26 protein-coding genes are annotated in these 24,499 nt (G+C 44.2%); 6 read left to right on the top strand and 20 right to left on the bottom strand.

Annotated elements, in window-relative coordinates:
* Positions 1-57: 57 nt before the first annotated feature.
* A complete protein-coding gene (locus tag CSV63_RS09840; RefSeq protein ID WP_099695657.1) occupies positions 58-2,868 on the bottom strand; it encodes a 2-oxoglutarate dehydrogenase E1 component in 2,811 nt (936 codons plus the stop codon).
* Between the two features lie 186 nt (positions 2,869-3,054).
* The gene (locus CSV63_RS09835; RefSeq protein ID WP_099695656.1) at positions 3,055-4,128 is read right to left on the bottom strand and encodes an undecaprenyldiphospho-muramoylpentapeptide beta-N-acetylglucosaminyltransferase; all 1,074 of its coding nucleotides are present in this window, start codon (positions 4,126-4,128) and stop codon (positions 3,055-3,057) included.
* Between the two features lie 81 nt (positions 4,129-4,209).
* Here CSV63_RS09835 and CSV63_RS09830 point away from each other — a divergent pair, with 81 nt between their 5' ends.
* The gene (locus tag CSV63_RS09830) at positions 4,210-5,568 is read left to right on the top strand and encodes an MATE family efflux transporter (RefSeq protein WP_099695655.1); all 1,359 of its coding nucleotides are present in this window, start codon (positions 4,210-4,212) and stop codon (positions 5,566-5,568) included.
* Between the two features lie 105 nt (positions 5,569-5,673).
* Here the strand turns inward: CSV63_RS09830 and CSV63_RS16505 are convergent, their stop codons facing one another.
* The 11 genes from CSV63_RS16505 to CSV63_RS09780 all read right to left on the bottom strand — a co-directional run bounded on the left by CSV63_RS16505 (position 5,674) and on the right by CSV63_RS09780 (position 13,526).
* Positions 5,674-5,832, bottom strand: a complete 159-nt coding sequence (locus CSV63_RS16505) for a hypothetical protein (RefSeq protein ID WP_158233945.1) — start codon at positions 5,830-5,832, stop codon at positions 5,674-5,676.
* Positions 5,833-5,928: 96 nt separating this feature from the next.
* Positions 5,929-6,576, bottom strand: coding sequence for a CAP domain-containing protein (locus tag CSV63_RS09825; protein WP_099695654.1), 648 nt, complete (start codon positions 6,574-6,576; stop codon positions 5,929-5,931).
* A gap of 178 nt (positions 6,577-6,754) precedes the next feature.
* Positions 6,755-7,654 (bottom strand): CobW family GTP-binding protein, encoded by a 900-nt coding sequence (locus tag CSV63_RS09820; RefSeq protein WP_099695653.1) that lies wholly within the window; start codon positions 7,652-7,654, stop codon positions 6,755-6,757.
* Positions 7,655-7,718: 64 nt separating this feature from the next.
* Entirely contained in the window at positions 7,719-9,215 is a 1,497-nt protein-coding gene (locus CSV63_RS09815) for a lmo1851 family serine protease (RefSeq protein ID WP_099695652.1), read from the bottom strand.
* Between the two features lie 75 nt (positions 9,216-9,290).
* Entirely contained in the window at positions 9,291-9,995 is a 705-nt protein-coding gene (gene deoD / locus CSV63_RS09810) for a purine-nucleoside phosphorylase (protein WP_099695651.1), read from the bottom strand.
* Between the two features lie 78 nt (positions 9,996-10,073).
* Positions 10,074-10,298: a YozE family protein gene (locus CSV63_RS09805; RefSeq protein ID WP_099636297.1), complete on the bottom strand. Its 225-nt coding sequence runs from the start codon at positions 10,296-10,298 to the stop codon at positions 10,074-10,076.
* A gap of 15 nt (positions 10,299-10,313) precedes the next feature.
* Positions 10,314-10,739: a peptide-methionine (R)-S-oxide reductase MsrB gene (gene msrB, locus CSV63_RS09800; RefSeq protein ID WP_099695650.1), complete on the bottom strand. Its 426-nt coding sequence runs from the start codon at positions 10,737-10,739 to the stop codon at positions 10,314-10,316.
* The gene (msrA, locus tag CSV63_RS09795; protein WP_099695649.1) at positions 10,736-11,266 is read right to left on the bottom strand and encodes a peptide-methionine (S)-S-oxide reductase MsrA; all 531 of its coding nucleotides are present in this window, start codon (positions 11,264-11,266) and stop codon (positions 10,736-10,738) included. Before msrA ends, msrB begins: the two co-directional genes overlap by 4 nt.
* Positions 11,267-11,279: 13 nt before the next feature.
* The gene (locus CSV63_RS09790) at positions 11,280-11,852 is read right to left on the bottom strand and encodes a YpmS family protein (protein ID WP_099695648.1); all 573 of its coding nucleotides are present in this window, start codon (positions 11,850-11,852) and stop codon (positions 11,280-11,282) included.
* Between the two features lie 8 nt (positions 11,853-11,860).
* A complete protein-coding gene (locus tag CSV63_RS09785) occupies positions 11,861-12,664 on the bottom strand; it encodes an SGNH/GDSL hydrolase family protein (protein WP_099695647.1) in 804 nt (267 codons plus the stop codon).
* Positions 12,665-12,689: 25 nt separating this feature from the next.
* Entirely contained in the window at positions 12,690-13,526 is an 837-nt protein-coding gene (locus CSV63_RS09780; protein WP_099695646.1) for a DegV family protein, read from the bottom strand.
* An 81-nt stretch (positions 13,527-13,607) separates the two neighbouring features.
* Between CSV63_RS09780 and trhA the strand changes: the two genes are divergently transcribed.
* The gene (gene trhA / locus CSV63_RS09775; RefSeq protein WP_099695645.1) at positions 13,608-14,243 is read left to right on the top strand and encodes a PAQR family membrane homeostasis protein TrhA; all 636 of its coding nucleotides are present in this window, start codon (positions 13,608-13,610) and stop codon (positions 14,241-14,243) included.
* 9 nt (positions 14,244-14,252) lie between these two features.
* On the opposite strand, the gene CSV63_RS09770 is transcribed toward trhA, so the two are convergent.
* Complete coding sequence (locus CSV63_RS09770; RefSeq protein ID WP_099695644.1) at positions 14,253-14,735, bottom strand: dihydrofolate reductase; 483 nt, start codon at positions 14,733-14,735, stop codon at positions 14,253-14,255.
* 12 nt (positions 14,736-14,747) lie between these two features.
* Positions 14,748-15,689, bottom strand: coding sequence for a thymidylate synthase (locus CSV63_RS09765; protein ID WP_099695643.1), 942 nt, complete (start codon positions 15,687-15,689; stop codon positions 14,748-14,750).
* A 688-nt stretch (positions 15,690-16,377) separates the two neighbouring features.
* Between CSV63_RS09765 and CSV63_RS09760 the strand changes: the two genes are divergently transcribed.
* On the top strand, positions 16,378-16,641 hold the full coding sequence (locus CSV63_RS09760; protein WP_099695642.1) for a translation initiation factor 2: 264 nt from the start codon (positions 16,378-16,380) through the stop codon (positions 16,639-16,641).
* A 167-nt stretch (positions 16,642-16,808) separates the two neighbouring features.
* On the opposite strand, the gene CSV63_RS09755 is transcribed toward CSV63_RS09760, so the two are convergent.
* The 3 genes from CSV63_RS09755 to CSV63_RS09745 all read right to left on the bottom strand — a co-directional run bounded on the left by CSV63_RS09755 (position 16,809) and on the right by CSV63_RS09745 (position 19,441).
* Positions 16,809-17,396: a YpjP family protein gene (locus tag CSV63_RS09755; protein ID WP_099695641.1), complete on the bottom strand. Its 588-nt coding sequence runs from the start codon at positions 17,394-17,396 to the stop codon at positions 16,809-16,811.
* 837 nt (positions 17,397-18,233) lie between these two features.
* Positions 18,234-19,013: a class I SAM-dependent methyltransferase gene (locus CSV63_RS09750; RefSeq protein ID WP_233192029.1), complete on the bottom strand. Its 780-nt coding sequence runs from the start codon at positions 19,011-19,013 to the stop codon at positions 18,234-18,236.
* Complete coding sequence (locus tag CSV63_RS09745; RefSeq protein WP_099629975.1) at positions 19,010-19,441, bottom strand: BrxA/BrxB family bacilliredoxin; 432 nt, start codon at positions 19,439-19,441, stop codon at positions 19,010-19,012. The genes CSV63_RS09750 and CSV63_RS09745 overlap by 4 nt, the downstream gene beginning before the upstream one ends.
* Before the next feature lie 215 nt (positions 19,442-19,656).
* On the opposite strand from CSV63_RS09745, the gene fabG reads away from it, so the two are divergent.
* Positions 19,657-20,400, top strand: coding sequence for a 3-oxoacyl-ACP reductase FabG (fabG, locus tag CSV63_RS09740; RefSeq protein ID WP_099695640.1), 744 nt, complete (start codon positions 19,657-19,659; stop codon positions 20,398-20,400).
* Positions 20,401-20,455: 55 nt separating this feature from the next.
* Here fabG and CSV63_RS09735 read toward each other — a convergent pair whose 3' ends face one another.
* Positions 20,456-21,022: a biotin transporter BioY gene (locus CSV63_RS09735; protein ID WP_099695639.1), complete on the bottom strand. Its 567-nt coding sequence runs from the start codon at positions 21,020-21,022 to the stop codon at positions 20,456-20,458.
* A gap of 96 nt (positions 21,023-21,118) precedes the next feature.
* On the opposite strand from CSV63_RS09735, the gene bioD reads away from it, so the two are divergent.
* Positions 21,119-21,808 carry a dethiobiotin synthase gene (bioD, locus tag CSV63_RS09730; RefSeq protein WP_158233944.1) on the top strand — a complete coding sequence of 230 codons (690 nt, stop codon included), beginning with the start codon at positions 21,119-21,121 and terminating at the stop codon, positions 21,806-21,808.
* A gap of 54 nt (positions 21,809-21,862) precedes the next feature.
* Complete coding sequence (bioA, locus tag CSV63_RS09725; protein ID WP_233192034.1) at positions 21,863-23,194, top strand: adenosylmethionine--8-amino-7-oxononanoate transaminase; 1,332 nt, start codon at positions 21,863-21,865, stop codon at positions 23,192-23,194.
* A gap of 83 nt (positions 23,195-23,277) precedes the next feature.
* Here bioA and CSV63_RS09720 read toward each other — a convergent pair whose 3' ends face one another.
* Complete coding sequence (locus tag CSV63_RS09720; RefSeq protein WP_099695636.1) at positions 23,278-24,162, bottom strand: D-alanyl-D-alanine carboxypeptidase family protein; 885 nt, start codon at positions 24,160-24,162, stop codon at positions 23,278-23,280.
* Positions 24,163-24,499 lie beyond the last annotated feature (337 nt).

Below are 24,499 nucleotides of genomic sequence, written 5' to 3'. Positions count from 1 at the left end.
AAGCTACTTTGTATAAGTAGTTTTACATGTAATGGTAAAGCTTACGTACTTGTTATATCACTTTTTCAAGGCTTCTTCAATGATACGATTTTGTTCTTTTTTATGCGAAGCACCGTCACCTTCAGAAGGACTTGAACGCTTAATACGTCCTACATAAGAAATGTCCTTACCGTCAGCTAATTCTTCTAGGTATGGATAAGCGAACGACCATGTACCCATGTTCTTCGGCTCTTCTTGTACCCAGACTAAATCTTTCGCTTTCGGGTATCGTGCAACGATTTCTTTAATTTTGTCGGATGGGAATGGATATAGCTGCTCTACACGTACAACGTGCAAGTAGTCAAATCCTTTGCCGTCTTTAATCTTCTCAGCTAGGTCAATTGCCATCTTCCCGCTTGCAAACAAGATCTTTTTCACTTTTTCAGGTTTTGTTCCTGTGCCAGGTTGTTCAAGAACAGTCTTGAAGTGACCTTCCGTCAAGTCTTCAACGTCTGCTCCAACGAGTGGGTGACGAAGTAATGACTTAGGTGTAGCAATCACTAACGGACGTTCTGCTTCGCTGCCGAGAATCTTCGACTGACGACGTAGTACGTGGAAGTAGTTTGCTGCACTGGAGATATTCGCAACCGTCCAGTTGTTTTCCCCACATAGCTGTAGGTAACGTTCAATACGTGAACTGGAGTGTTCTGGACCTTGTCCTTCGAATGCGTGTGGCAACAATAGCACTAGGCCGGATTGCTGGCCCCACTTCGAATAACTGGAAGATACGAACTGGTCGAACATAACTTGTGCCATGTTGGAGAAGTCTCCGTATTGCGCTTCCCAAATCGACATCGTTTTGTCTTCTTCCAAGTTATAACCGAATTCATATCCTACGATTCCTGCTTCAGTCAATGGGCTGTTATACGCCACGAATGATGCATTCGATCCGCTGATATGATGCAATGGAACAAGTTCTTCACCTGTTTTTTCATCATGTAAGACTAAGTGACGCTGTGCAAATGTACCGCGTTGGATGTCTTGTCCAGTCATACGGATTGGCTTGCCGTCTTGAATGATGGAACCGAATGCCAATTGCTCAGCATGTGCCCAGTCGATTTTCCCTTTACCTTTGAATGGCTCGAGGCGACGCTTCAAGATTTTATCCAACTTGTTGAAGACCGTGAATTCAGCTGGATACGTCAATAGCTCATCGTTCATTTTGCGAAGGCGTTCTTCCGCTACCCCTGTTTCGAGGTCACGTGGAAGTCCAGCTAGTACTACTTCTGGCGTTTCATTGGAAACTTCAGGTGCGTCTGCTGATTGTTCTTTAACGTGATCGTACGCTTCTTGCATAGTGGCAATTACCGACTTGTCCATTTCTTTCACTTCTTCGTCTGTCAAGAGGTTTTGCTCTACTAGACGTTGTCCGTAAATTTCACGAACTGTTGGGTGTTTATGGATTTCGTGGTACATCACTGGATTCGTCACTAGTGGCTCATCCATTTCATTGTGCCCATAACGACGGTAACCAATCAAGTCGATTAGAACGTCTTTACCGAACGCTTGGCGATATTCGAATGCCAATTGTGCAACAGCTAGTACTTCTTCTGGGTGATCTGCATTCACGTGGAATACAGGCACTTCGAAGCCTTTTGCTGGATCGGATGCATAGTGTGTAGAACGGGAATCATAAAATTCCGTCGTGAAGCCAATCGTGTTGTTGGCGATAACGTGAACCGATCCGCCTGTTCTGAAACCGCGAACGCGTGAATAGTTGAATGATTCCGGAACGATACCTTGTCCTGGGAACGCAGCATCGCCGTGTACTAAAATCGCATATGCTTTATTTGTATCTTGTTGTGGAATACCTGGGTTATCTGTGTTTTCCTGTGCAGCACGTGTCTGACCAGTAATCACTGGGTTTACCACTTCCAGGTGAGACGGGTTGTACGCAAGGAATCGATTCATCCCAGATTTCCCTTTATGAAGTGCACCCATATGGTATTTCACGTCGCCGAACCAACCGCGAGTTACTTCAAGAGATCCGTCTTTTGGCAAGAACGGTGAAGCCGGTACGCCAGCGAATTCTGCAAACATCATTTCGTATGGTTTATTTAAGTTGTGTGTCAATACATTCAGACGTCCACGGTGAGCCATGCCGATTAGCACTTTTTCCATTTTCGCTTCTTCGGAACGACGCATTAATTCATCAATTAAGACAACTAATGTGTCCACCCCTTCGATAGAGAAACGTTTTGCTCCAACAAATGTACGGTGAATGAATTTTTCAAATCCTTCAATTTCCGTCAAACGCTTAAGAAGTTGTTTTTTCTCGTCTCCTTGCAGTTTTGACTGTACGTCACCGTTTTCAATTTTTGATTGAATCCAGTTACGCTCTGTTTCATCGATCAAGTGAGAAAATTCGTAAGCAATGGAGCCCGTATAAAGAGACTTCAAGTAATTCATTGCATCTAATCCATTTTCAACTGTCGCTGGAACATTTTTCAAGAACAAAGTTGCTGGCAATCCGACCAGATCGCTTTCTGTCAATCCATGATATGACAGTTCAAGACGGGACGTATCTTTAGGTCGATCGTTTAATGGATAAATGTCTGCTGCAAGATGTCCATAAGAACGAATAGCTTCAAGTAAAGAATAAACGGCAAGAACTTTACGCAAATCCGTTTGAGAACCTTGCGCTACGACTGCCTCTTGACCTGACTCATCCATCTGAGGCGCACCAAAATTCCTGAATAGCTCTGCTAAATCAGGATCTACTGCGTCTTGATCTGTTTTAAACAGATCGTACATTTCCATTACATACCCAAGGTTTGGACCCGAAAAATTAGAATACGGGGAACGATGGGAATCCACATTGTTCGACATGTAATATAACCTCCACATTTGCCTATTGGCTTGTTGTGTTTATTTTCACTACTTCTATACAATAATAGCACGCAAACATTAGAACTGAAAGGGATTAATCCTAATATGCGTAGTTTTCTGCAAAGTACTTGGAAATCCATTGAAAATTGCAGAAAACGACGTCAGATAAGTATTTCGCATACATTCTCATTTTTGGAACGACAAAATCAATTCCGCCATCTTTTCAGGTGTCTTCGGTTCTGTCGTCTTTTCAATATTCGACAACAATCGAGCTTTTTCCTTCACAAGCTCATCAAATTGGTCTATAACGGACTGCACTTCGATTTGTTCTTCTTCTATTTGTAATGCTAGCCCTTTAGAAGCGAAGTACTCCGCGTTCAAAAGTTGATCGCCACGGCTTTTTGACGCTGCAAGCGGAACAAGCAACATCGGTTTATGGATCGCCAATAATTCGAATATTGCATTTGAACCCGCACGCGAAACCGCATAATCAGCAGCTGCAAGTAGATCAGGCAATGTATCGGTGACATATTCATACTGTACGTACCCCGCCACTGAAAGTCCTTCGACCACATTCCCTTTACCACATAAATGAATGATCTGATACTTCTCAAGTAACGCAGGCAATTCTTTACGCACCGCTTCATTCAACACGGCAGAACCTTGACTGCCTCCCATAATAATGAATACCGGTTTTTCGGAATTCAGTCCCGTCCTGCGCAAGCCCTCTTGCCGATCTCCCTTAAATAGCTCAGGACGAATAATCGGACCCGTACACATCGATTTCGCTGCAGGTACGTACTGCAACGTCTGTTCGAAGACCGTAAATATGTGCGAAGCAAACGGCAATGCCAATTTATTCGCAAGACCTGGCGTGACATCCGACTCATGTATGACGACTGGCACGTTCGCAAGCTTAGCTGCCATGACGACGGGTACTGAAACGAACCCACCTTTAGAGAAAATAATTTCCGGTTTCACTTTGCGAAGTATAGCCAGCGCCTGTAGTGTCCCAGCACCCACACGGAATGGATCCGTAAAATTCTTCAGCGAGAAATAGCGCCGTAACTTCCCACTTTGAATCGCATGATAGACCACTTCAGGATGGCCATCCGCGATCAGCTCCTTTTCAATACCTTCGTGCGAGCCGATATAATGCACACTATACCCTTTACCCAAAAAAACGGGAATTAACGCCTGATTGACAGATACGTGTCCTGCTGTACCGCCACCTGTTAATACGACTACCGGTTGCTTCATTCATTCCATCCTTTCGCGTTGTCTACTATATTTCATGCTACAATAGTCAAAGTAAAAAAATTAGTAGAGGAAATCAAAACTATGACTACTGCAACGAAATCTTTGCAACAAAAAACATCCATTTTCATTAAGATCATGATTCCCATTGTCATCACGCAAGTCGCACTTTATCTGATGTCGTTCTTCGATATCCTCATGACGGGACGCTATGATACGTTTCACTTAGCGGGCGTGACCATCGGCAGTTCCTTCTGGATACCGGTCTATACCGGCCTTTCTGGAATTCTCATGGGCCTTACCCCTATTATCGCACAGCAAATCGGTGCGAAGAATAAACAGGATGTCCGTCCTACTGTCCAGCAAGCATTATACGTATCTCTCGCGCTTTCGGCAATCATTTTCGTATTGATCCATTGGGTCGTGTTACCCGCCATTACAAGAATGCCACTCGATTTGCCGGTTATTGAAGTAGCATCCGCCTACTTGACCGGCATGAGCATCGGATTAGTTCCACTCATGGCCTATACTGTATTACGCTCATTCTTTGACGCACTTGGCGCAACCCGTGTTTCCATGTTTATCATTCTGTTATCCGCACCGATCAATATTGTACTGAACTATTTATTGATTTTCGGTAATTTCGGTTTTCCCGAACTGGGTGGTGCGGGTGCAGGATATGCGTCCGGCTTTACGTACTGGCTCGTATTCATCATCGCGGTGCTCATCGCCTGGTCATCTCGCCACTTTAAGGAATATACGCTGTTTAGGAGTTGGCAAAGAATCTCTTTGCGCAAGTGGAAAGAAATTTTACTGATCGGTGTGCCGATCGGTCTATCCATTTTCGTCGAGACGAGTATCTTCTCCGTCGTGACATTATTGATGAGTAGCTATACCGCACAAGTCATCTCGGCTCACCAGATCGCGCTTAATTTCACGTCTCTTCTGTATATGGTGCCGTTAAGCGTCTCAATGGGTACAACGATATTAGTCGGGCAGTCGATTGGTGCGAAAAAAGCGAAAGACGCACGGGAATATACATATCTCGGCATAGCGTTCGCGGTTGCATTTAGTTTCTTATCCATATTCATTTTACTGATGTTTCGTGAGTCCATTGCTTCTATGTATACGACGGACCCAGCAATTATTACACTGGCCGTACATTTCTTCATCTACGCTGCACTATTCCAGTTATCGGATGCTGTGCAGGCACCGATCCAAGGTGCACTGCGTGGTTATAAAGACGTAACGATGACGTTCTTAGTCGGCGTCGTGTCATTCTGGCTCATTGGGTTGCCTACTGGCTTCGCACTCGCCCGCTACAGCGAGCTCGGCGCATATGGCTACTGGGTCGGCCTCATTGTCGGTTTGGCTGTGGGCGCAGTGATTCTTTCGTTTAGATTACGCTTTATACAGAATAAGTACCGTGAAGTTACATCATGAATAAATAATAAGAGACCGATGGGGTTTTTATTCCATTGGTCTTTTTTGTTGTAGTATACAGTGTAATTACGGGGAACTAGTGAGGACCGTGCGAGTTTCGCTCATTCATTCGTCCAGGCGCTCATAGTTCATGCGCATCCGCTCTATCGACACTGCCAACCGCTCTATCAAAGCCCGCAGCCGCTCTACACTATACGGTAAGCGCTCTATAATGACTTGTAACCGCTCATTACCCCCATCCAAAGCATCTCTAGTAATCTTCATCCATCTCTCGAACTCACACTATGAAAAAAAACAAACTCTCAAACTCTCTCCATTAAAAAAAGGTCAATGGACATACATCCATTGACCTTCACATTTTTATTTCTGTATAAACTGCTGCGTCCAATAATGGCCGTTCGCATCATACCCAATACCGATATGCGTGAAGCTAGCCGTCATGATATTTTGACGGTGTCCAGCTGAATTCATCCAAGCTGTCACGACATCTTGTGCGCTACGCTGACCCATTGCGATATTCTCGGCTGCCGAGCGGTATGTAACGCCGTTTTGCTTCATTTGATCAAACGGTGAACCGTATGTCGGGCTTGTATGAGAGAAATAGTTGTTTGTTGCCATATCCGCTGATTTCTGCTTTGCGGATTTCTGCAAGGCTGCATCGATCTGCAACGGCTTGAGTCCTGCCTTCGTACGTTCCGCATTCGTCAAATCGAGTACGGCTTGCTCTGTAGCGGACACATTCGCAGTTTGTTGTGTCGGCTTGGCTGTTTGTGGCTTTTTCACTGCTTCGTTTGATTGTGTTGGTTGTTGTGTTGTTGGTTGTGTTACCGGTTTGTTCGGTTGTTGTGGCTTCTGATAGTTACTCCAGTAATACGAGTACACCTGCTGATTTGCGACGGCACAATTATACGTCTGTGTTTGCACCTGATTGGTCGTGCTTGCCTCTGCTGCATGAGTAGGCAATAAAATAGCTGAGCTTAATAAGATGAGTGATAAAGGTTTTTTCATCTTGGTCCCTCCTTTTCTACGTGACCTAGCATAACGTAGAAGAATAGGAGAGATTTTGGTCATTCCTACCAATTTGTCCAATGAACTCTACAAAGCTATGGAATGAGAGTTTAAGAGTGATGTAATTGGCAAGCTTATCCAATGGAGAACACTATTAACAATAAATCGCTATTGACAACTAGTTTTTGGGCGAGTACTCGATGTCAGTAAGTTGCTCCCCGATGATCACCAACTTGGACGGCAATTGCATATATTCCGGTATCCAGTTGACCATACCATATGCATATTGGAATAAATGGGAGTACCGGGAACCTTCTAATTGGATATAGCCTTTCATGCGATAGACGCTATCCGGTACTGTCCGCACCCAGTCTTCAAAATGTTCTTGGTTGATCGGTGCATCAAACGACAACACTTTTGAAGCGAGTGGCAAACCACCCCCTGTAGAGACTGGCTGTTTCGGTACCGCCACATTGACCATTTTCTCGATGTAGCCGAAGTCGACTTTCGCGTTCACTGTCTGCACGAGCGGTGCGTAACGATTAAATTGTGTCACTTGCATCGTCACGAAGGCCAATTGATTCTCTGTCAGCAAATCCGTTTTATTGAGTACCATGAAGTGTGCGTGGCGGACTTGTTCGAGGAATAAAGACTGAATCCTCGGCGACAGCTTGTCACGGTCGATCCAGCGCTTGGCATCGACTACAGTAACGATTCCCTTGACGTCTAGCTTCTCCGCGAACAACGGTGAGTAGACGGCGTCTAACGCTTCTACGGGGTGAGCCGCACCCGTTGTTTCAATGAACAACACGTCAATTTCCGGATAATCCGCTAGCAAGCCTTGTAACTGGGCTTCCGTAGATTCGGCACCCGTACAACATATACAGCCGTTTAGTAATTCTTTTAACGGGACTTCTCCCGCCTCCTCGACGATTTGACTGTCGATATTCAGTTCGCCAAATTCATTCATCAATACAGCGGGTTGTCTACCGGATTCCTTTACTTGGTCGACCAAATTTACGAGTAACGACGTCTTGCCGCTTCCGAGAAAGCCGCTGAGTAAATATACATCAATCATTTAACTATCATCCTTTTCCATAGAGAACACGCGCCCAACGATTGCTGGACGCGTGGATCTTTGATTATGAGTTGATTTCTTTTAACACGACTTCTTTCGCTTTCAGTAATTGCGGGTCATCTTCTTTCATCTTATCCCGTAATTTCTGCATTAAGCCAACCGTCGTATCACCAGTCAAAATGCCTGTCTGCTCCAGTGATAGATCTTTCTGCAACGTTTTAACAGCTTCTGCTGTATCCTCGTCATAGAGACCATCTGTTTCTCCTGAGTCATAGCCTACTGCTTCTAACATCTCTTCTGCAGCTTGTACGGAAGGAGAAACGAGACCTTCGTCCATCTTTTCAGATGAATCAAGGAAAGGCAGTGAGGCATAGGAAGGGTATGGTACTTCAATATCGGGTACAATCCCTTTTTTATGGATCCAGTTGCCGTCCGGCGTTAACCATTTCGCTGTCGTTAATTTCAAGTTGGAGCCATCTGGCAATTGAGTAGGTGTTTGAACCGTCCCTTTACCGAATGTTTTGACCCCAACAATCGGAATGCCCGCAGATTCCTTTAACGCACCCGCTAAGATCTCAGATGCGGACGCACTGCCTTCATCTACGATCAATGCGACCGGAACCGTTACTTTCTGTCCGTTCGACGAAGGATATGCTTCCGGTGTCTTGCCTTTTTCTTCAGTTTGGAATAGTACTTTGCCATTCGGGACGAACAAGTCGGAAATATCGATTGCCCCGCTTAAGATGCCGCCTGGATTTTGACGTACGTCTATCAATACGCCTTCCATTCCTTTATCGGTCATTTCATTTAGCGCTTCGAGTAATTCTTCATACGTATGTTCCGAGAACGATGTGATGTTAATATGTGCGATGTTGTCGTCAAGCATTTCTGCATAGACTGTATTGATCGGAATCACGTCACGAACGATTTTCACGTCAAATGGATCAGAGTTCTTACCACGTCGTACAGATAACGTCACCGTCGACCCTTTTTCTCCACGGATTAGCAATACCGCTTCTGATGAAGACAAACCTTGTATGCTTTCCCCGTCTACCGACAGTACGGTATCATTCGGTAACAAGCCAGCTTTTTCAGCAGGAGAGTTTTTAATCGGTGAAACAATACTAATATAGCCGTTTGACTCTTGAATTTCTGCACCAATTCCTTCAAAACTAGAAGATATGCTTTCATTCAATTGCTTGGCTTCTTTTTCATTTAGATAATCAGAGTACGGATCACCTAATGAATCAACCATTCCGTTGATTGCGCCGTCAATGACGACTTGATCGTCTACGTCGTCATAATAACTTTCTTTCAGTTGATCATATGCCTCATACAGTTTCTTGAACTCTTTTCGTTCCATACCTACTTGATTCGGTTTGACGACTTCTACTACTTTTTCGTCTCCGACTGTCAGTGCAACGACGGTAACGGCGGCTGTCGCCAGCACAAGGAAAAAAATGAGCATGATCAGAGAAAACGGTTTGAGCCGAATATAGCGAGTAGGTTTCGGCGCTTCCGTTTCGGATTTCTCGTTCTCATGCGAATCGTTTTCGTTCATTGTCTTCCCTACCTTCCATATCCCTGCAAAAGACCGCTGCCAAGAGCGGTCTTTTGTAGGTTTCTATCTATTCTATTATTCAGCAATTGCTGCGTCTAGCGCGACTTCGATCATTTCGTTAAATGTCGTTTGACGCTCTTCAGGAGTAGTAATTTCTCCTGTAAGGATGTGGTCACTTACTGTCAGAACAGCGAGTGCTTGACGGCCAAAACGAGCGGCTAGCGTATAGAGTGCTGCGGCTTCCATTTCCACGGCCAAAACACCATGACGCGCTAATTTTTCATGCTGTGCGTCTTCATTATAGAAGAAGTCTTCTGTGTAGACGTTTCCGACTTGTAAATGCAAGCCTTTTTCTTTTCCTGCATTGTACGCTTTCGTCAATAAATCAAAGTTCGCAATCGGTGCAAAGTGAATCGGACCGAATGTTACGTCGTTTAATGAAGAGTTGGTTGTTGCACCTTGTGCCAGGATGACGTCACGCACTTTCACGTCTTGTTGAATCGCGCCACATGTTCCAACACGGATCAATTTCTGAACGCCAAATTCTTGCATTAACTCTGTTACATAAATAGAAATAGACGGCACACCCATGCCTGTACCTTGCACGGAAATACGTTTGCCTTTGTATGTTCCGGTATAACCAAACATGTTCCGCACTTCGTTGTACTGTACAACGTCTTCTAAAAATGTTTCCGCGATATATTTTGCGCGCAATGGATCTCCTGGAAGAAGAACCGTCTCTGCGATATCGCCTGGTTTTGCGTCAATATGTATACTCATCTTTTTTTCAGCCTCATTTCACTAATTTGTTTTTATCATACAGTGAATAATGGCGAGATGCAATGAAACCCTCGCCATTTACCTACTGCAAAGTTCTTGATAGATAGCGTATATTTCATCAAACGTAGTAGAACGTAAATGATCATCCGCCATGTCCTCTACATAACGAGACAATGAATCGAAATCCTCTTCATCTTTCGGGAAACCTGCATCGCGAAACATCCTATCTGCAAACAACGCCTTTTCATCGTCTTGATCACCGCCACGGTAACGTAGCGCGAAATGGTAAAAGGATCGATCCATCGTCGTCACCTTCTTTCACTCAAATAACCGCTTGTATTCTTCATAGCCTTCCTTATCTAGATCACGTACCGGAACGAAACGTAATGCGGCGGAGTTGATGCAATAACGCAAGCCGCCTTGCTCTGCTGGCCCGTCTGGGAAGACATGTCCTAAGTGAGAGTCCGCTGTCTTACTGCGTACTTCTGTGCGGCGCATGCCGTGAGTTGTATCGAAATGCTCCGTAACTTCCACGGCTTCGATTGGTTTCGTGAAGCTTGGCCATCCACAACCTGCATCGTATTTATCATGTGAACTAAATAACGGCTTGCCTGACACGATGTCTACATAGATGCCGTCTTCAAAGTGCGCGTCATACTCATTACGAAATGGTGGTTCTGTACCATTTTCTTGCGTCACATGATACTGCATCTCTGTCAATTCCGTACGTAAGTCTTTTTTCATGAATAATTCCCCCAATTCTTTTCGATAAATCCTGCTCGTCCTGATCCGACAGTGTAACGTGCATAGTGGCCTGGATTCTTCTTGTAATACTGTTGGTGATAGTCTTCAGCGGGATAGAATACGTCCGCTTGGAAGATATCTGTCACGATGGGCGCGCTAAACTTGCCGCTATCTTGTAAAGCTTGCTTCGATCGTTCTGCTGCTAGTCGTTGCTCGTCCGAGTGTGTGTAAATTGCTGACTTATACGATTCACCACGGTCATGGAACTGACCCCCTGCATCAGTTGGGTCTATCACTTGCCAGAAAATATTCAATAATTCTTCGTAACGAATGACACGATCGTCGAATTCAATCTCTACAGCTTCCCGGTGACCGGTTGTATTGGTACAAACTTCATTGTAAGTTGGGTTGACAGTATGTCCGCCAGTATAGCCACTCGTCACCGAATGTACGCCATCGTACTGGTCGAATGGCTTTACCATACACCAGAAGCACCCGCCTGCGAACGTTGCGTATTGTATTGCCATAGTCGTTGCCCCCTTAGTTTTTTGGTATCAATACTTCCAATATAATCTCATCTTGCGCTAAATTCACTTCTTTTGCCTTTACTTGGACGTCACCCGAGAGCGGCAAATCCTTTAAATCAATGAAAATTTCTTCTTCTTTCGGTCGTACGACCATCCAAGATGGAAGCTCCACTGAACTCTTCAGTAATTTCAGTACCGTAGAAGGGGGGATATTCAACTGTCCTAATTCCATAGACGATTGTTTGAGAATTAAGTTTCCATCTTTTCGTACGACTGGGTCAAAATGCATCGCGAGCGGTAAAGTATGCGAGAATACCGTGAGTTCGGACGTCAACAATACATCGTCGCGCATTTTTAATTCTACTGGCAATGTACCTTTTACGGCTTTTCGGATGTACGTATTCGCAATTCCTTCAAAATTCACTTTAGTTGTATTCAGTGCCATCGTATAGCCTTCCTCATTGACCGCTTGATCTTTCGGAAGAGGCGGCGAAGCGGTGGCACCACTGATGAGGAGCATGAGTCCCACAAGCGCCGCCACTACGATTCCCGCCAGGCTGAAAAATGCTATTTTCCAAATATTCATTCTGTACTTCACTCCACTTCCAGGTCAACCGCTGAACAGCCTTTAATTTCACTTACAAAGCGCTTTTCCATCAAATCATACCCTTTACTGTTCGGATGGAAGAAGTCTGTGTGATAAACCAGGTTTTCATTCGAATCAAATAAATCTTTTACCGGAACAAAGCAGGCCCTGCCATCTTGTTCCACTTGTTCTTCAATCGAGCGGTTCCAGTCTGCGATAATGTCTTCAAACTCCTGTACTTCGTCTGTTACGACGGAGAACGGATTGTAGAGGCCCGCGACGATGATCGGGGCATCTGGGTTATAGAGGCGCAGAATCTCGAACAATTCTTCAATTCTCGTTTCGAATTTACCAAGCGCCTTATAAAAATCAGACATTTTCATTTGCATGAGATTCCCTTTGACCACTTTCATGATGTCATTGCCACCGATCGTAAAGACGATATAATCTGCCTGAATGACCGCTTCTTGCACTTCTTCATCTTGCAATTGCTTTAAAAACTGGTCGCTACGCCGTCCACGTTTCGCTAAATTCACGGCGTCCACTTCCACAATGCCTTTCCATTGTTCCATGTCCGACGTCAAACGGCCGAAATATCCGCCTTCTTTACGTTCATCTCCGACTCCTTGTGTTAAGGAATCACCTAGCCCTAATACGTTTACGCGTTTAGGGATGAATGTTTCCGGCACAATGAACGGTTCGAACGCAACGGTTTCACGTTCCGCAAGCGTCGTCTCTTTTTTGCTGAATGGGACCTGGCATCCTGCTAAGAACAAGGAGAAGACGAGACTTAGCACTAGCATTCTTCTCATAATGTCATATCCTTTGTAGTTAATATCACTCCGTGTAATACATGAATCCGATCGCGCCTTCTCCAGTATGGGTACTGACGATTGGTGTCGTAAATGACAGCATCACGTGAATGCCCATTTCTTCAATCTTATTTTTTAGCGGTTCCGCCATCGCAAGGCCGTTTGCATGCGCAATCCCGACACTACGAATTACTTTCCCTGCTGTTTCTTTCTTAAACTCCTCAAACAAATAAGAGACTACTTGTTTATGGCTACGTACCTTCGCGACTGGCGTATACACCCCATCCTTCAGTGAGGCGATCGGCTTGATATTCATGAGTGAGCCGAACATCGCTTTCCCTTTACCGATACGTCCGCCTTTCACCATATTATCCAGTACATCCACGACGACATATAAAGAGGAACGTTTACGTACACTATCAAGTTCCTCCACAATCTCTGCTACTGTCTTGCCTTCTTCGGCCAGTCGGCATGCCTCGATCACTTGGAAAGAGAGTGCGTGTGATATATACATGGAGTCGATGACGGTAACATCTGCACTTGACGCATGAGCTGCTGTCTCCGCGGATTTCACTGTCCCACTCATACCACCCGTCATATGGATGGAGATAATTTGCGATCCATCCGCTCCCAGTTCATCATAAAGATTCTGGAATACACCGACTGCTGGCTGTGAACTTTTTGGTAATTCTTTTGCGTCGCGCATCATGTCGAGAAATTCTTCCGGTTGGATTTCTACGCCGTCAATATATGATTTATCATTGATGGTCAGTGTTAAAGGTACGACATGAATATTGTATTGGGCAATCAGTTCATCCGTTAGTGCTGCAGTGGAATCTGTGACAATATGAATTTTTTTCATGATTTCTATCTCCTTCAGGTGTTGCTATTGCGATTTTTTTCGTTGTATTTGGTATAGTGTGTTGCGGGAGGTGCGATCACAATGGAAGAGTCATTCGATTATAAGAATATGCTGGAAGAACGTTGGAACGCGATCACACATGCCATCGGGTTCTTACTCTGCATCCCTGCACTCGTCTTGCTGATCTTAAAAGGTGTGAAACAAGGCACCGGCATTGCCATAGTGAGCTTTACGATCTTTGGCGTATCTATGTTGTTACTATTCCTCGCGAGTACGCTACTACATAGTGTGCCAGTCAAATGGAAATCGTTTTTCGCGATTCTTGATCATTCCGCCATCTATGTATTGATTGCTGGAACGTATACGCCGTTTTTGCTCATTACCTTACAAGGAGCACTCGGCTGGACATTATTCGGCGTCATCTGGGGATTGGCCTTGTTCGGCATCTTATTCAAGATCTTTTATATTCACCGCTTCGCCAAACTATCCCTTGCCCTCTATCTCATAATGGGGTGGCTGATCGTGTTAGCGATTAAACCACTATATAACGCGCTACCGCCACAAGGCATCTGGTTGCTCGTAATCGGTGGATTGTTCTATACAGCCGGTGCGTACTTCTTTATGGCACGCCGTGTACCGTACAATCACGCAATTTGGCACCTATTCGTTATAGCAGGCAGCGCATCGATGTTCTTTAGCGTTCTTCTCTATGTATAGAGAGGAACGTTATTTTTTATCCCAAATTTGGTACGTATAAGCGGTGCCGTCTGCTGCATAATGCGGCTCAGACTTGCTTGTCATTACGTACTCTTCCTCGTATGCCGGGAAGAACGTGTCACCTGGGTAATGTTTCTCGATGACGGTGACATACAATCTGTCCGCACCATCTTCCATCGACATCTTGAAAATCTCCGCCCCCCCAATGACCATCACTTCGTCCGCATAGTCTCTTGCAAGTTTCACGGCGCTGTCCATATCGTGAACGACCGTTACCCCGTCCGCTTGGTACTCTGTATTGCGTGTGACGACGATATTCAATCGACCTTTTAATGGACGGCCTATGGATTCGAACGTTTTGCGTCCCATAACCATCGCCTTGCCCATCGTTTTTTCCTTGAAATATTGTAGTTCTTCCGGAATATACCATGGCATCTCATTGTCCTTACCGATGACTCGGCCTAGATCATGTGCCACTACTAATGAAATCATACCGTTTCCTCCTTATACCGCGATCGGTGCTTTAATTCTAGGGTGTGGATCGTACCCTTCAATGGAAATATCCTCTACCGTCAAATCAAAGATCGAACGACCTGCGTAATTCACATGTACTGTCGGTAATTCTTTCGGCTCTCTCGACAATTGCTCATGTACTTGATCGATATGGTTCTGATACAAGTGTGCATCTCCTAATGTATGGACGAATTCGCCTACTTCTAAACCACATTCATGTGCAATTAAATGAATGAGCAATGCATAGGACGCGATATTGAACGGTACACCTAGGAAGACGTCCGCACTGCGTTGGTAGAGCTGGCATGATAGCTTGCCATCCGCTACGTAAAACTGAAACAGTAAGTGGCATGGGGGTAAAGCCATGTCGTCCACTTCTGCCGGGTTCCACGCTGTGACGATGTGGCGGCGCGAGTCAGGATGCTGTTTAATGCTGTCGATCACTTGTGCAAGCTGGTCGATGACACCGTTCTCGCTGTCCCATGCTCGCCACTGCTTGCCATAGACGGGCCCTAGATCACCGTGCTGTTTCGCAAATTCTTCATCAGCTAAGATTTTCTCTTTAAATGTAGCGAGTTCGGCTTTGTAGACAACCGCAAATTCTTCATCTTGTAGTACACGGCGACCAAAATCCGTCATATCCGGTCCTGTATATGCCGCACTTTTTACATAGCGTTCAAATGCCCATTCATCCCAAATTCCATTACGGTCTTGTATCAATGTACGGATATTGGTATCTCCTTTAATAAACCACAGTAATTCTGAGACAATCAAACGAAACGCCGTCTTTTTTGTCGTTAACAAAGGAAATCCTTGTGCTAAATCAAAACGCATCTGATAACCGAAGACACTGTATGTCCCCGTACCCGTACGATCTCCCTTTTTCGTTCCTGTATCCAGAATATGTTGACATAGATCTAAATATTGCTTCATGCTTCAAGCTCCCTCATCTGAAATTATTTTCATTATAACATTAAGACAACAAAACATACCACGAAAGGGCTGAGTAAACAGCCATTTCGGTAGGGTGTTTGTAACCGGTATAGAATCCTCATCGTATAGCGATATATTCTGTTCAACTGACGCCTTTGTTTATAGCGTATACACGAAGAGTATGCTGCGCTAAAGTGGACGGTAAAGTATTCATTTGAACTATTATGTGGGGAGAACATCCATTGTAATTTGACACTCCATCCAAAATTTACCACGTTTATGGATCGTACTACTTCCCTACACTGCCAGTACACTACATGGTGAGTGTAGGAGGTCACTGAACTATTTCAGTGACCTTTTTTCATTCACTCATTTGTAAACGGAACATAAACTACAAAAGGATGCTGTTTATTAGGCAAGAGTGAGTTCATTGCTAAGCATTAGTCACGAGTACAGCAGTGCCAATATACAAACCAATAATTACTTAGTAAAGGCAATCAACGGAGAGGATCATGCTATATATTGCTATGAAATGTAAGCTGATCAAGTGCCAACTCAAGAAATTATAGAGTAAATACTAGAAATTAGGCACTACCAATCCTTTTGGTCTAACTATTTCCAATTGACCATGCCATTTGGTTGTTATATTTTTTAAATCATAGCTAGTTTTGAAAAAGGAGGCGTGTTCATGAGCAACTCCAACAACCAACAGTTTGGGCAAAATACAGACTCCCCTGAAGTGTTTGCTGCCAAGCTTGCATTGTTCGGGGCCGCACTTTCTACATTGGGTGATGGAATTCAAACCATTGCCGCAGGTATAGCACTTCAAGAACTAGAAAAAGCAAACCAGAAAGAATCAGAAGACCAGCGATCTGAAGAAATGGAGAAAATGCAAAAGCAAATTGATCAATTGAGTAAACAAATTGAAAAAATGGAGAGAAATTCAAGATGAATGGAAAGGTGAGTAAAGGGGTCAAAAGAAGTCCTCTTTTTTCACGTTTCGTAATCAAGCTAAGACGTTGAGACCGCGAACCGATTTAACCAGTTATTTTTCGGTTATCCCATCAGCGTGTAGTGGATAAAAAAACACCCGTCATCATGACGAGTGTTCACTAGTTTTTAGGTTAGCCATTTCGGTGGTGTGTTCTTAGACCAGAAAATATCACCGACTGTGTGGTGGGCGACAAAGCCATCATCCGCTATATGGTAATGGAAATTATAGAAGTAGCCGTCACCTGGTCGTTTTTCTGTCCGTACGTGGAATTTAATAAGATCTTGATTCGCTGTCTTGTCGTAAACATGGAAAATCTTTTCCGCATAATCGCCTGAAGGCTGCTCCGTAATGGCAAGACGGCGATCTGCTGCATTATGTACAGTCGTTTGGATTACTGCTTCAATTCGTGGAAAAACCTCGTTATCAAATTCATTCTGGATTACGGGGCCGATACGCTGTCCAAACTTTTCATATGTTAATAGACGTGCGTGCGCGACCAATTGCTGTTCTTCAGTGTACCTATCGAGTGTCAGTAAATCATTTCTAGTTTCATTTAGCTCAAGGGAATACTCCGTACCTTCTGCGCGGGTACCGGATTCATTCGGTTCATGCTTGTCTTGAAAATTTGTCCAAATTTCATGATTGGGTGTAATGACGCCCAGTGTCAACACGGCGACAGATGCGATCATCAGCCGCTGTAACCATTGCTTCATTTTCATCACTCCTTCAACATTCCGTCAAACATCTACATAACTCATACGAAAAGCGTCACAAAAGGTTTCATCTTTCACTATTTCATTGTACAATAAAGTCAAACTTCAATCATTAATTTCACAAAATGTTCTTTGATTGCAAGTTAAGCGGATATCACTCAACGCGCTACATATAAAGGAGGTCGCAACAATGGATGTTAACTTACTATTAGGTATTGGTATGCTGGTATTGACTTTGTACTTGAGCTCCCTTAATTTCACACACTAATCCAAAAGCGAAGAACGCCGTCTAGCCTCGACAGGCACTGGAAGACATATCGTAAAGGTGCGCACTTTCACCTTTACGATACGGCTGAAGTGACCCGAGAGGCTGGCGTTCGTAGCTGGATGAAACCAAAAGCGAAGAACGCCGTCTAGCCTCGACAGGCACTGGAAGACGTATCGTAAAGGTGCGCACTTTCACCTTTTCGATGCGGCTGAAGTGACCCGAGAGGCTGGCGTACGTAGCAGGATGAAACCAAAAGCGAAGAACGCCGTCTAGCCTCGACAGGCACTGGAGACCTATCGTAAAGGTGTGCTCTTTCACCTTTACGATGCGGCCTGGCGTTATGTAAAAACACAAAAAGACTGTATGGCTCTTAAAAGCCATACAGTCTTTTTTCTATGGAAGCTGCCAAGTCTGAAAATGAAGTGACCGCGCTAAAAAGAGGTAGAATCGCGCTATTCAGTCGTGGGACCGCGCTAAAAGTCGTAAAGACCGCGCCATAATAACAGATAACCGCGCTATTCCAACAAAACATCGCGCCATTGCATCTCCTAACCGCGCCAAAGCCCAATTCATTTCTCAAGCACGCCGTAATGGACTTTCGTATACGGACGAATTTGCTGAATAAAGCCAAAGCGTTCGAACAGCGGAGACTGATAATGGTCTTTCAAAACGACTCGGCGTCTGCAAACACGCAAAGCTTCTTTTACCCATTGTTCCGTGACAGTATCCGTTACGCCAATTTCTCGTAACACTTCGAAGTTTGAAGACTCTTCAATCGGTGTCGTGAACATCGGATCGAGGAAGACGACGTCGCGTGAGTTCGTTTCGCAGGTTTTCAGGAAATCTATAGCTTCCGAGTGAATTACTTGAATCCGACTCATCGCGTCTTGTAGTAATGGAAAGTCGATGGGGAAATTGTGTAAACCAACTTTTGTGAGAAACGCGACGATTGGGTCCCCTTCGATTCCTTCAACTATTCCTTTTTCTCCCACGGTGCTGGATGCGATGATCGCGTCAGACCCGAGCCCCAGTGTGCAGTCGAGGAATGAGTCTCCTGGCTGTAGATCAGCTGCCGCCACAAGTGGATCTATTTCGCCTTTAAGTATGCGTTTCAAGCGATAAGTCGCAGAGTTCGGATGAAAGAAGAACGGTTCGCTGCTGCCTATTGGGTAAAACGAATAGCGGTCCTTTCCCGCCACTAGAACATCTGCTTGATAGATGTTCTGCAGTGTAGGAATGGACCGCTTTTTTCGTTCGATGACAGGTGCCTGTAACGCGTCCGCTGCTTGCTGCATTAATGTAGCGGAATGTTCATCAGGTCGTCCTGCTGTCGTAATAATCACGTTCACTGAGCGACTACTTGAGTTAAGACGTCGACTAGGTGATCTTTAATTTGATCTTTTTGGAAATTCTCGATTTGTTCACGTGGAATAAAGTATACAACTTTACCTTCATTCCAGATCGCAATGGACGGCGAGCTTGGTGGAATTTCCGGGAAGTACGAACGGAAAGTTTCTGTCGCTTCCTTATCTTGTCCAGCAAATACGGTAAACAAGTGATCCGGTTTTACTTCTTCTATTGCCTCGCGTACTGCAGGACGTGCCAAACCTGCAGCACAGCCACACACAGAGTTGATTACTATAACAGCTGAGCCTTCCAAGTCTTTTAGCGTATTATCGACTTCTTCAGCCGTTGTGAGTTCTGTAAACCCTACAGTTGTTAGTTCTTCGCGCATCGGTGTTACAATCCCGCGCATGTACTCATCATAAGCGTTCATTTGAATATCTCCGCCTTTCGTTTAGTTGCGTATTTTATGTCGTACTGTTTTTAATAGTAAAGGATAGAGTGAATTATTTCACGTGATTGAATTGGTGGATACGGAATCATTTATTTACCACTATATCACGAAGCTACTACTTCCCTATATGAATCATCATTCATTTATGATAAAATTATCTAACTATTCTATGAAAGTGATGAGGAGTGTGAGGGATGGGAAAATTAGTGGATAAAATTGCAGTCGTAACGGGCGCAGCACAAGGAATCGGTAAGAAGATAGCGGAGCGTTTAATTCAGGACGGTGCTTTAGTAATTGTTTTAGACGTAAACTTTGAACTGTTGAAAACAACAGCTTCTGCATTAGATGCTTCAGGTGAAAAGGTTTTCGCAATGAAGTGTAACGTAGCTGATCCGGAAGATGTGACGAAAACGTTCTCTACTATTTACAAGAAGTTCGGCAAGATTGATATCTTGATTAACAATGCAGGTATAACGAGAGATTCCTTCTTCCACAAAATGACGCCCGAACAGTGGCATTCGGTCATGGACGTCAATCTCAACAGCATGTTCTATACGTGCCAAGCAGTCATTCCACACATGCGAAAGCAACAGTACGGCAAGATTGTTAATGTCTCTTCTTCTTCCAGCTGGGGCAATATGGGTCAGGCAAATTACAGCGCATCAAAAGCCGGAGTTCTTGGATTGACGAGAACATTGGCTAAAGAAAACGGCGGGAAGCAGATTACGGTCAATGCGGTAGCGCCAGGTCAGATCAATACGGATATGACGAAAGATTTGCCAGAAGACGTGAAGAACATGGCGACGATGTTAACGCCTGCTGGTCGTATGGGTGACCCCGCGGAAGTAGCTTCAGTTGTAGCGTTTTTGTCTTCAGATGACTCGAGCTTTGTGAATGGGGAATGTATTAGTGTGAGTGGTGGATTTTTGATGGTGTAATGTACACATATACCTGCGTGAGAACTTCTTAATCGTTCTTACACAGGTATATTTTTTATGCTAAACGCTTGCCTAAGGGCTGGTATTTGACAGCTTTCTGAAGTCTTGGAATTAATACAATAGACAGTATCGTCACCCCGATATCCAGTGGTAAATAAGCAACCATCCACGACCATGCCAGTACATAACTGAATCCAGCAGGCGCTTCTACCCAATATACATAGGCGAAATACATATAATTTGTGCCGATTATGTAGTTACCCGCTATCGCAAGAAAACCTGCCCCCGCGTAACTGATCCACGACGGTTTACGCTCGAAGAATTTGCCTACGACATACGCTACAAAGATGAAAGAAATAATGTAACCGAACGTCGGGCTGAGGAAGCTGCCGAGGCCTCCCTTAAATTGCGCAAATATCGGGGCGCCTGCCAATCCAATAAATAAATAAGCAAACATAGACCAGGCGCCCAATCGGCTGCCCAGTAATCCCCCTGCCAATATAGCGAATAGTAATTGAAGTGTGACTGGCACACCTCCAATCGTCAACAGTGGTGCAATATTCGCTCCCACCCCCATCATTGCTGCAAATAATGCACATAATACAATTTCCTTTGGTTTCATTTTCTGATCCTCCTACTTTCTATTGTTGTCTCCACAAATATATGTTAACATAATTCAGAACTTAGTTAACGCATATTTTCAAAAGGAGCGTACAATGTGTCGATATTATTCATAACCGGAACAGATACCGATGTAGGAAAAACCGTAGCCACCGTGTTGCTCAGTGATTTTTTATCTAAAAATGGTCGGCATTTCATACCATTTAAACCAATCCAAACGGGAGCAGTTATACATAATGAACGCTTTGTGGCGCCAGATAGTATGACGTATGAGCTTGCGTCTGGTAGAGAACAACTACATCCCGACTATTTATTCACTACTCCTTGCTCGCCTCATTTAGCAGCTAGGTTGGAAAACGTACAAATTGATACAGACAAATTGACTCAATCCGTGAAGAAACTTAGCGGAAGGTATGACGGGATCGTACTAGAAGGAGCTGGTGGACTGTATGTTCCGCTCACTTCAGAAGGCTATTGCATGATCGACTGGATGGCAGAATTGCAGGCTTCTGTCGTATTAGTAGCACGAGCAGGTGTTGGGACGATCAACCATACAGTCCTTTCAATTGAAGCAATGAAAGCTAGAGGCATTCATATCGCAGGGCTTTTGTTCAATGATTTGGCACAAGACTCCCCCACTATCATCCAAGATAATGTGGAAATGATCTATAAGATGAGCGGTGTTCCAGTGATTGGAACATTCCCTATCAAAAAGACATTCAAGAAATGTTACGTGATTCGGAAAAGAGAAAGAGATGCTACGAAGAATGGGATTATACAATTTTAGAGGAGGCGTTACTAAGTGGAAGCAAATCAGTTGCTCGAGAAAAGTAAGCAATACATGTGGCTACCGTTTACACAGATGTCGGATTACGAGAAAGATCCGTTGATCATCGCAAGTGGCGAAGGTGTGACGGTTACGGATATACATGGCAAAACGTATTTGGACGGCTATTCTTCTTTGTGGCTAAATGTACATGGCCACCGAAAAAAGGAATTAGACGAAGCAATCCAAACGCAACTGCAGTCCATTGCGCATTCGACGTTACTAGGTGCTGCAAATATACCTTCGATTCTATTGGCAGAGAAATTAGTGGAATTAGTACCCCAAAAATTGACGCGTGTATTTTACTCCGACAGCGGCGCGACGTCTGTTGAGATAGCAGTGAAGATGGCGTATCAGTATTGGCAGAATAAAGGTTTCAAGAAAAAAACACGCTTTGTGACCGTCAGCAATGGCTATCATGGCGATACGGTCGGTACGATGAGTGTCGGGTCTATTGAACTGTATCACAAAGTCTATACTTCCCTATTATTTGATGCGCTCGTCATTCCGTTCCCGTCAGTTTACCGCCACCCTTCAGGTGATGCGGATATTGTGCGCGATGAAAGTTTGCGGGAATTACGCTTGCTGTTTGAAGAGCGCCATGAAGAAATCGCGGGAATGGTGCTTGAGCCGATGATTCAAGGAGCGGGCGGGATGAATACGATGCCTCCAGGTTATTTAAAGGGCGTTGAAAATTTGTGCAAAGAATTTAACGTTTTACTGATTGTCGATGAAGTAGCTACTGGTTTCGGACGTACTGGGAAAATGTTCGCTGTCGAGCATGAAGACATAGAGCCTGATCTAATGACTGTAGCAAAAGGACTTACAGGAGGCTATTTGCCAGTCGCTGCTACATTCGCTACCGAAGAAATTTACCATGCGTTTTACGGAGAATATGAAGAAATGAAAACATTCTTCCATGGACACTCCTACACGGGGAACCAGCTGGGATGTGCAGTGGCATTAGCGAACTTGGAGATTTTTGAAAAAGAGCAACTAGTGAAGCAAGCAGAGGAAAAAGCTGCGTTACTGAAAGAATTGCTAGTGGATATTCAGCAACTTCCGCATGTCGGAGACGTTAGACAATGTGGCTTGATGTGCGGAATTGAAATCGTCAAAGACAAGCACACTAAAGAATCCTTCCCAGTAGAAAGTCGTGTAGCTTACCGGGCTACATTGGAAATGAGAAAGCTCGGTTTGCTGACAAGGCCGCTCGGTGATGTCATTGTCCTGATGCCACCTCTTGCTACTTCAAATGAACAGTTAACGGAAATGGTTGCTCTAATGACAGAAGGAATTAAGGCAGTGACAGAAGAATTGGTGTCTATGAATAGTAGTCAGCAATAATTACATAATTAAAAGAAAGGCTGTGCTAGAAAACAATCAGTGTTTCGAGCACAGCCTTTCTTTTACCAGATATAAGTTCATTATCACTTCACAAACTGCTCCACCATTTCTCTAGTTACATTAAATCGTGGTTCCGATACATTACCGTCTACTTCCTCTACTCCAATTAATACGGAAATCACCCGTTCTCCATTGAATACCCCACTACCCGTAAAACACGAGCCCGCTGCATCGGTATATCCAGTCTTTAATCCATCGATGCCAGCCATTTGCATACGCATTCCAGGCAACAGTAAATTCGTATTCCACATCTTCATTCCTTCATCAGACATGAAGTGCGTCATACTGGCGAATTCCAATACTTTAGGATGTGTTGCGATGAGGCGATCAGCGATAATTGCCATGTCATGTGCGGAAGCTAGATTGTTCTGATCATCACCTCTGCCTAGATAACTGCCATCTAAGCCATGTGGATTATAGAAAACGGTTTTCTTTAGCTTAAACGCACGTGCTTGTTCATTCATAATCGCAACAAAATCCTCTTCTGTTCCTGCCACGATTTCAGCTAACGCAAGGGCGGCGTCATTTGCTGAAATGACCGTCATCGCAGTAAATAGTTCACGCACTGTATAGCTCTCATTTGCTTTCATGCCAAGTTTCGCAGCACTAGCGAACTGTGCCATATCCAGCACGGTGGGACTTGGCTGGTAGGTAGTTTCCCAGGAAATTGTTCCATTTTTGATCGTGTTCAACACGATATATTGTGTCATTAATTTGGTCATGCTAGCAACTGGTAATGGTTTTTTGCTATTTTTCTCATATAACACCTCACCTGTATGTGCATTCAAGAGAATCATGGCCTTCGACGAGGTACTCCAATTCTCATCTAACAATTGCACATCATTCCACTGGGTAACGACTGCATAGATCCCCAAACAGATGAGTAATACTAGTAGTAATTTCTTCATTTATACACCTGCCTATACTATTCATTATGAAGGAGAAGTCCACTGAATGGTAGCGGATGTTTCTTAAGATTACATGAAGAATAGGAAAAGCTCATAAGTAGAAAGCGTGTTCAACTCTTAGTGAAAAGGTTTCATTTTATGTCTCTTTTAGAAAATAGACAGACTAATAGCAAGTTATATATTACTAGAGATTTCTTCGCTAGCTAACTACTTTAGAACCGAATTTCGAAATCCGAAATATATGCTACCTATATATGTAAGCGTTTGCTATAATCTAATTATTCAGGCTACCACATTATGTAAATGTGATAACCTAACTTAATTGGAAAGGAGAGCT

This window comes from Sporosarcina sp. P34 (assembly GCF_002743375.1).
Lineage (GTDB): Bacteria > Bacillota > Bacilli > Bacillales_A > Planococcaceae > Sporosarcina.
This window is presented reverse-complemented; position numbering and strand designations above follow the sequence as displayed.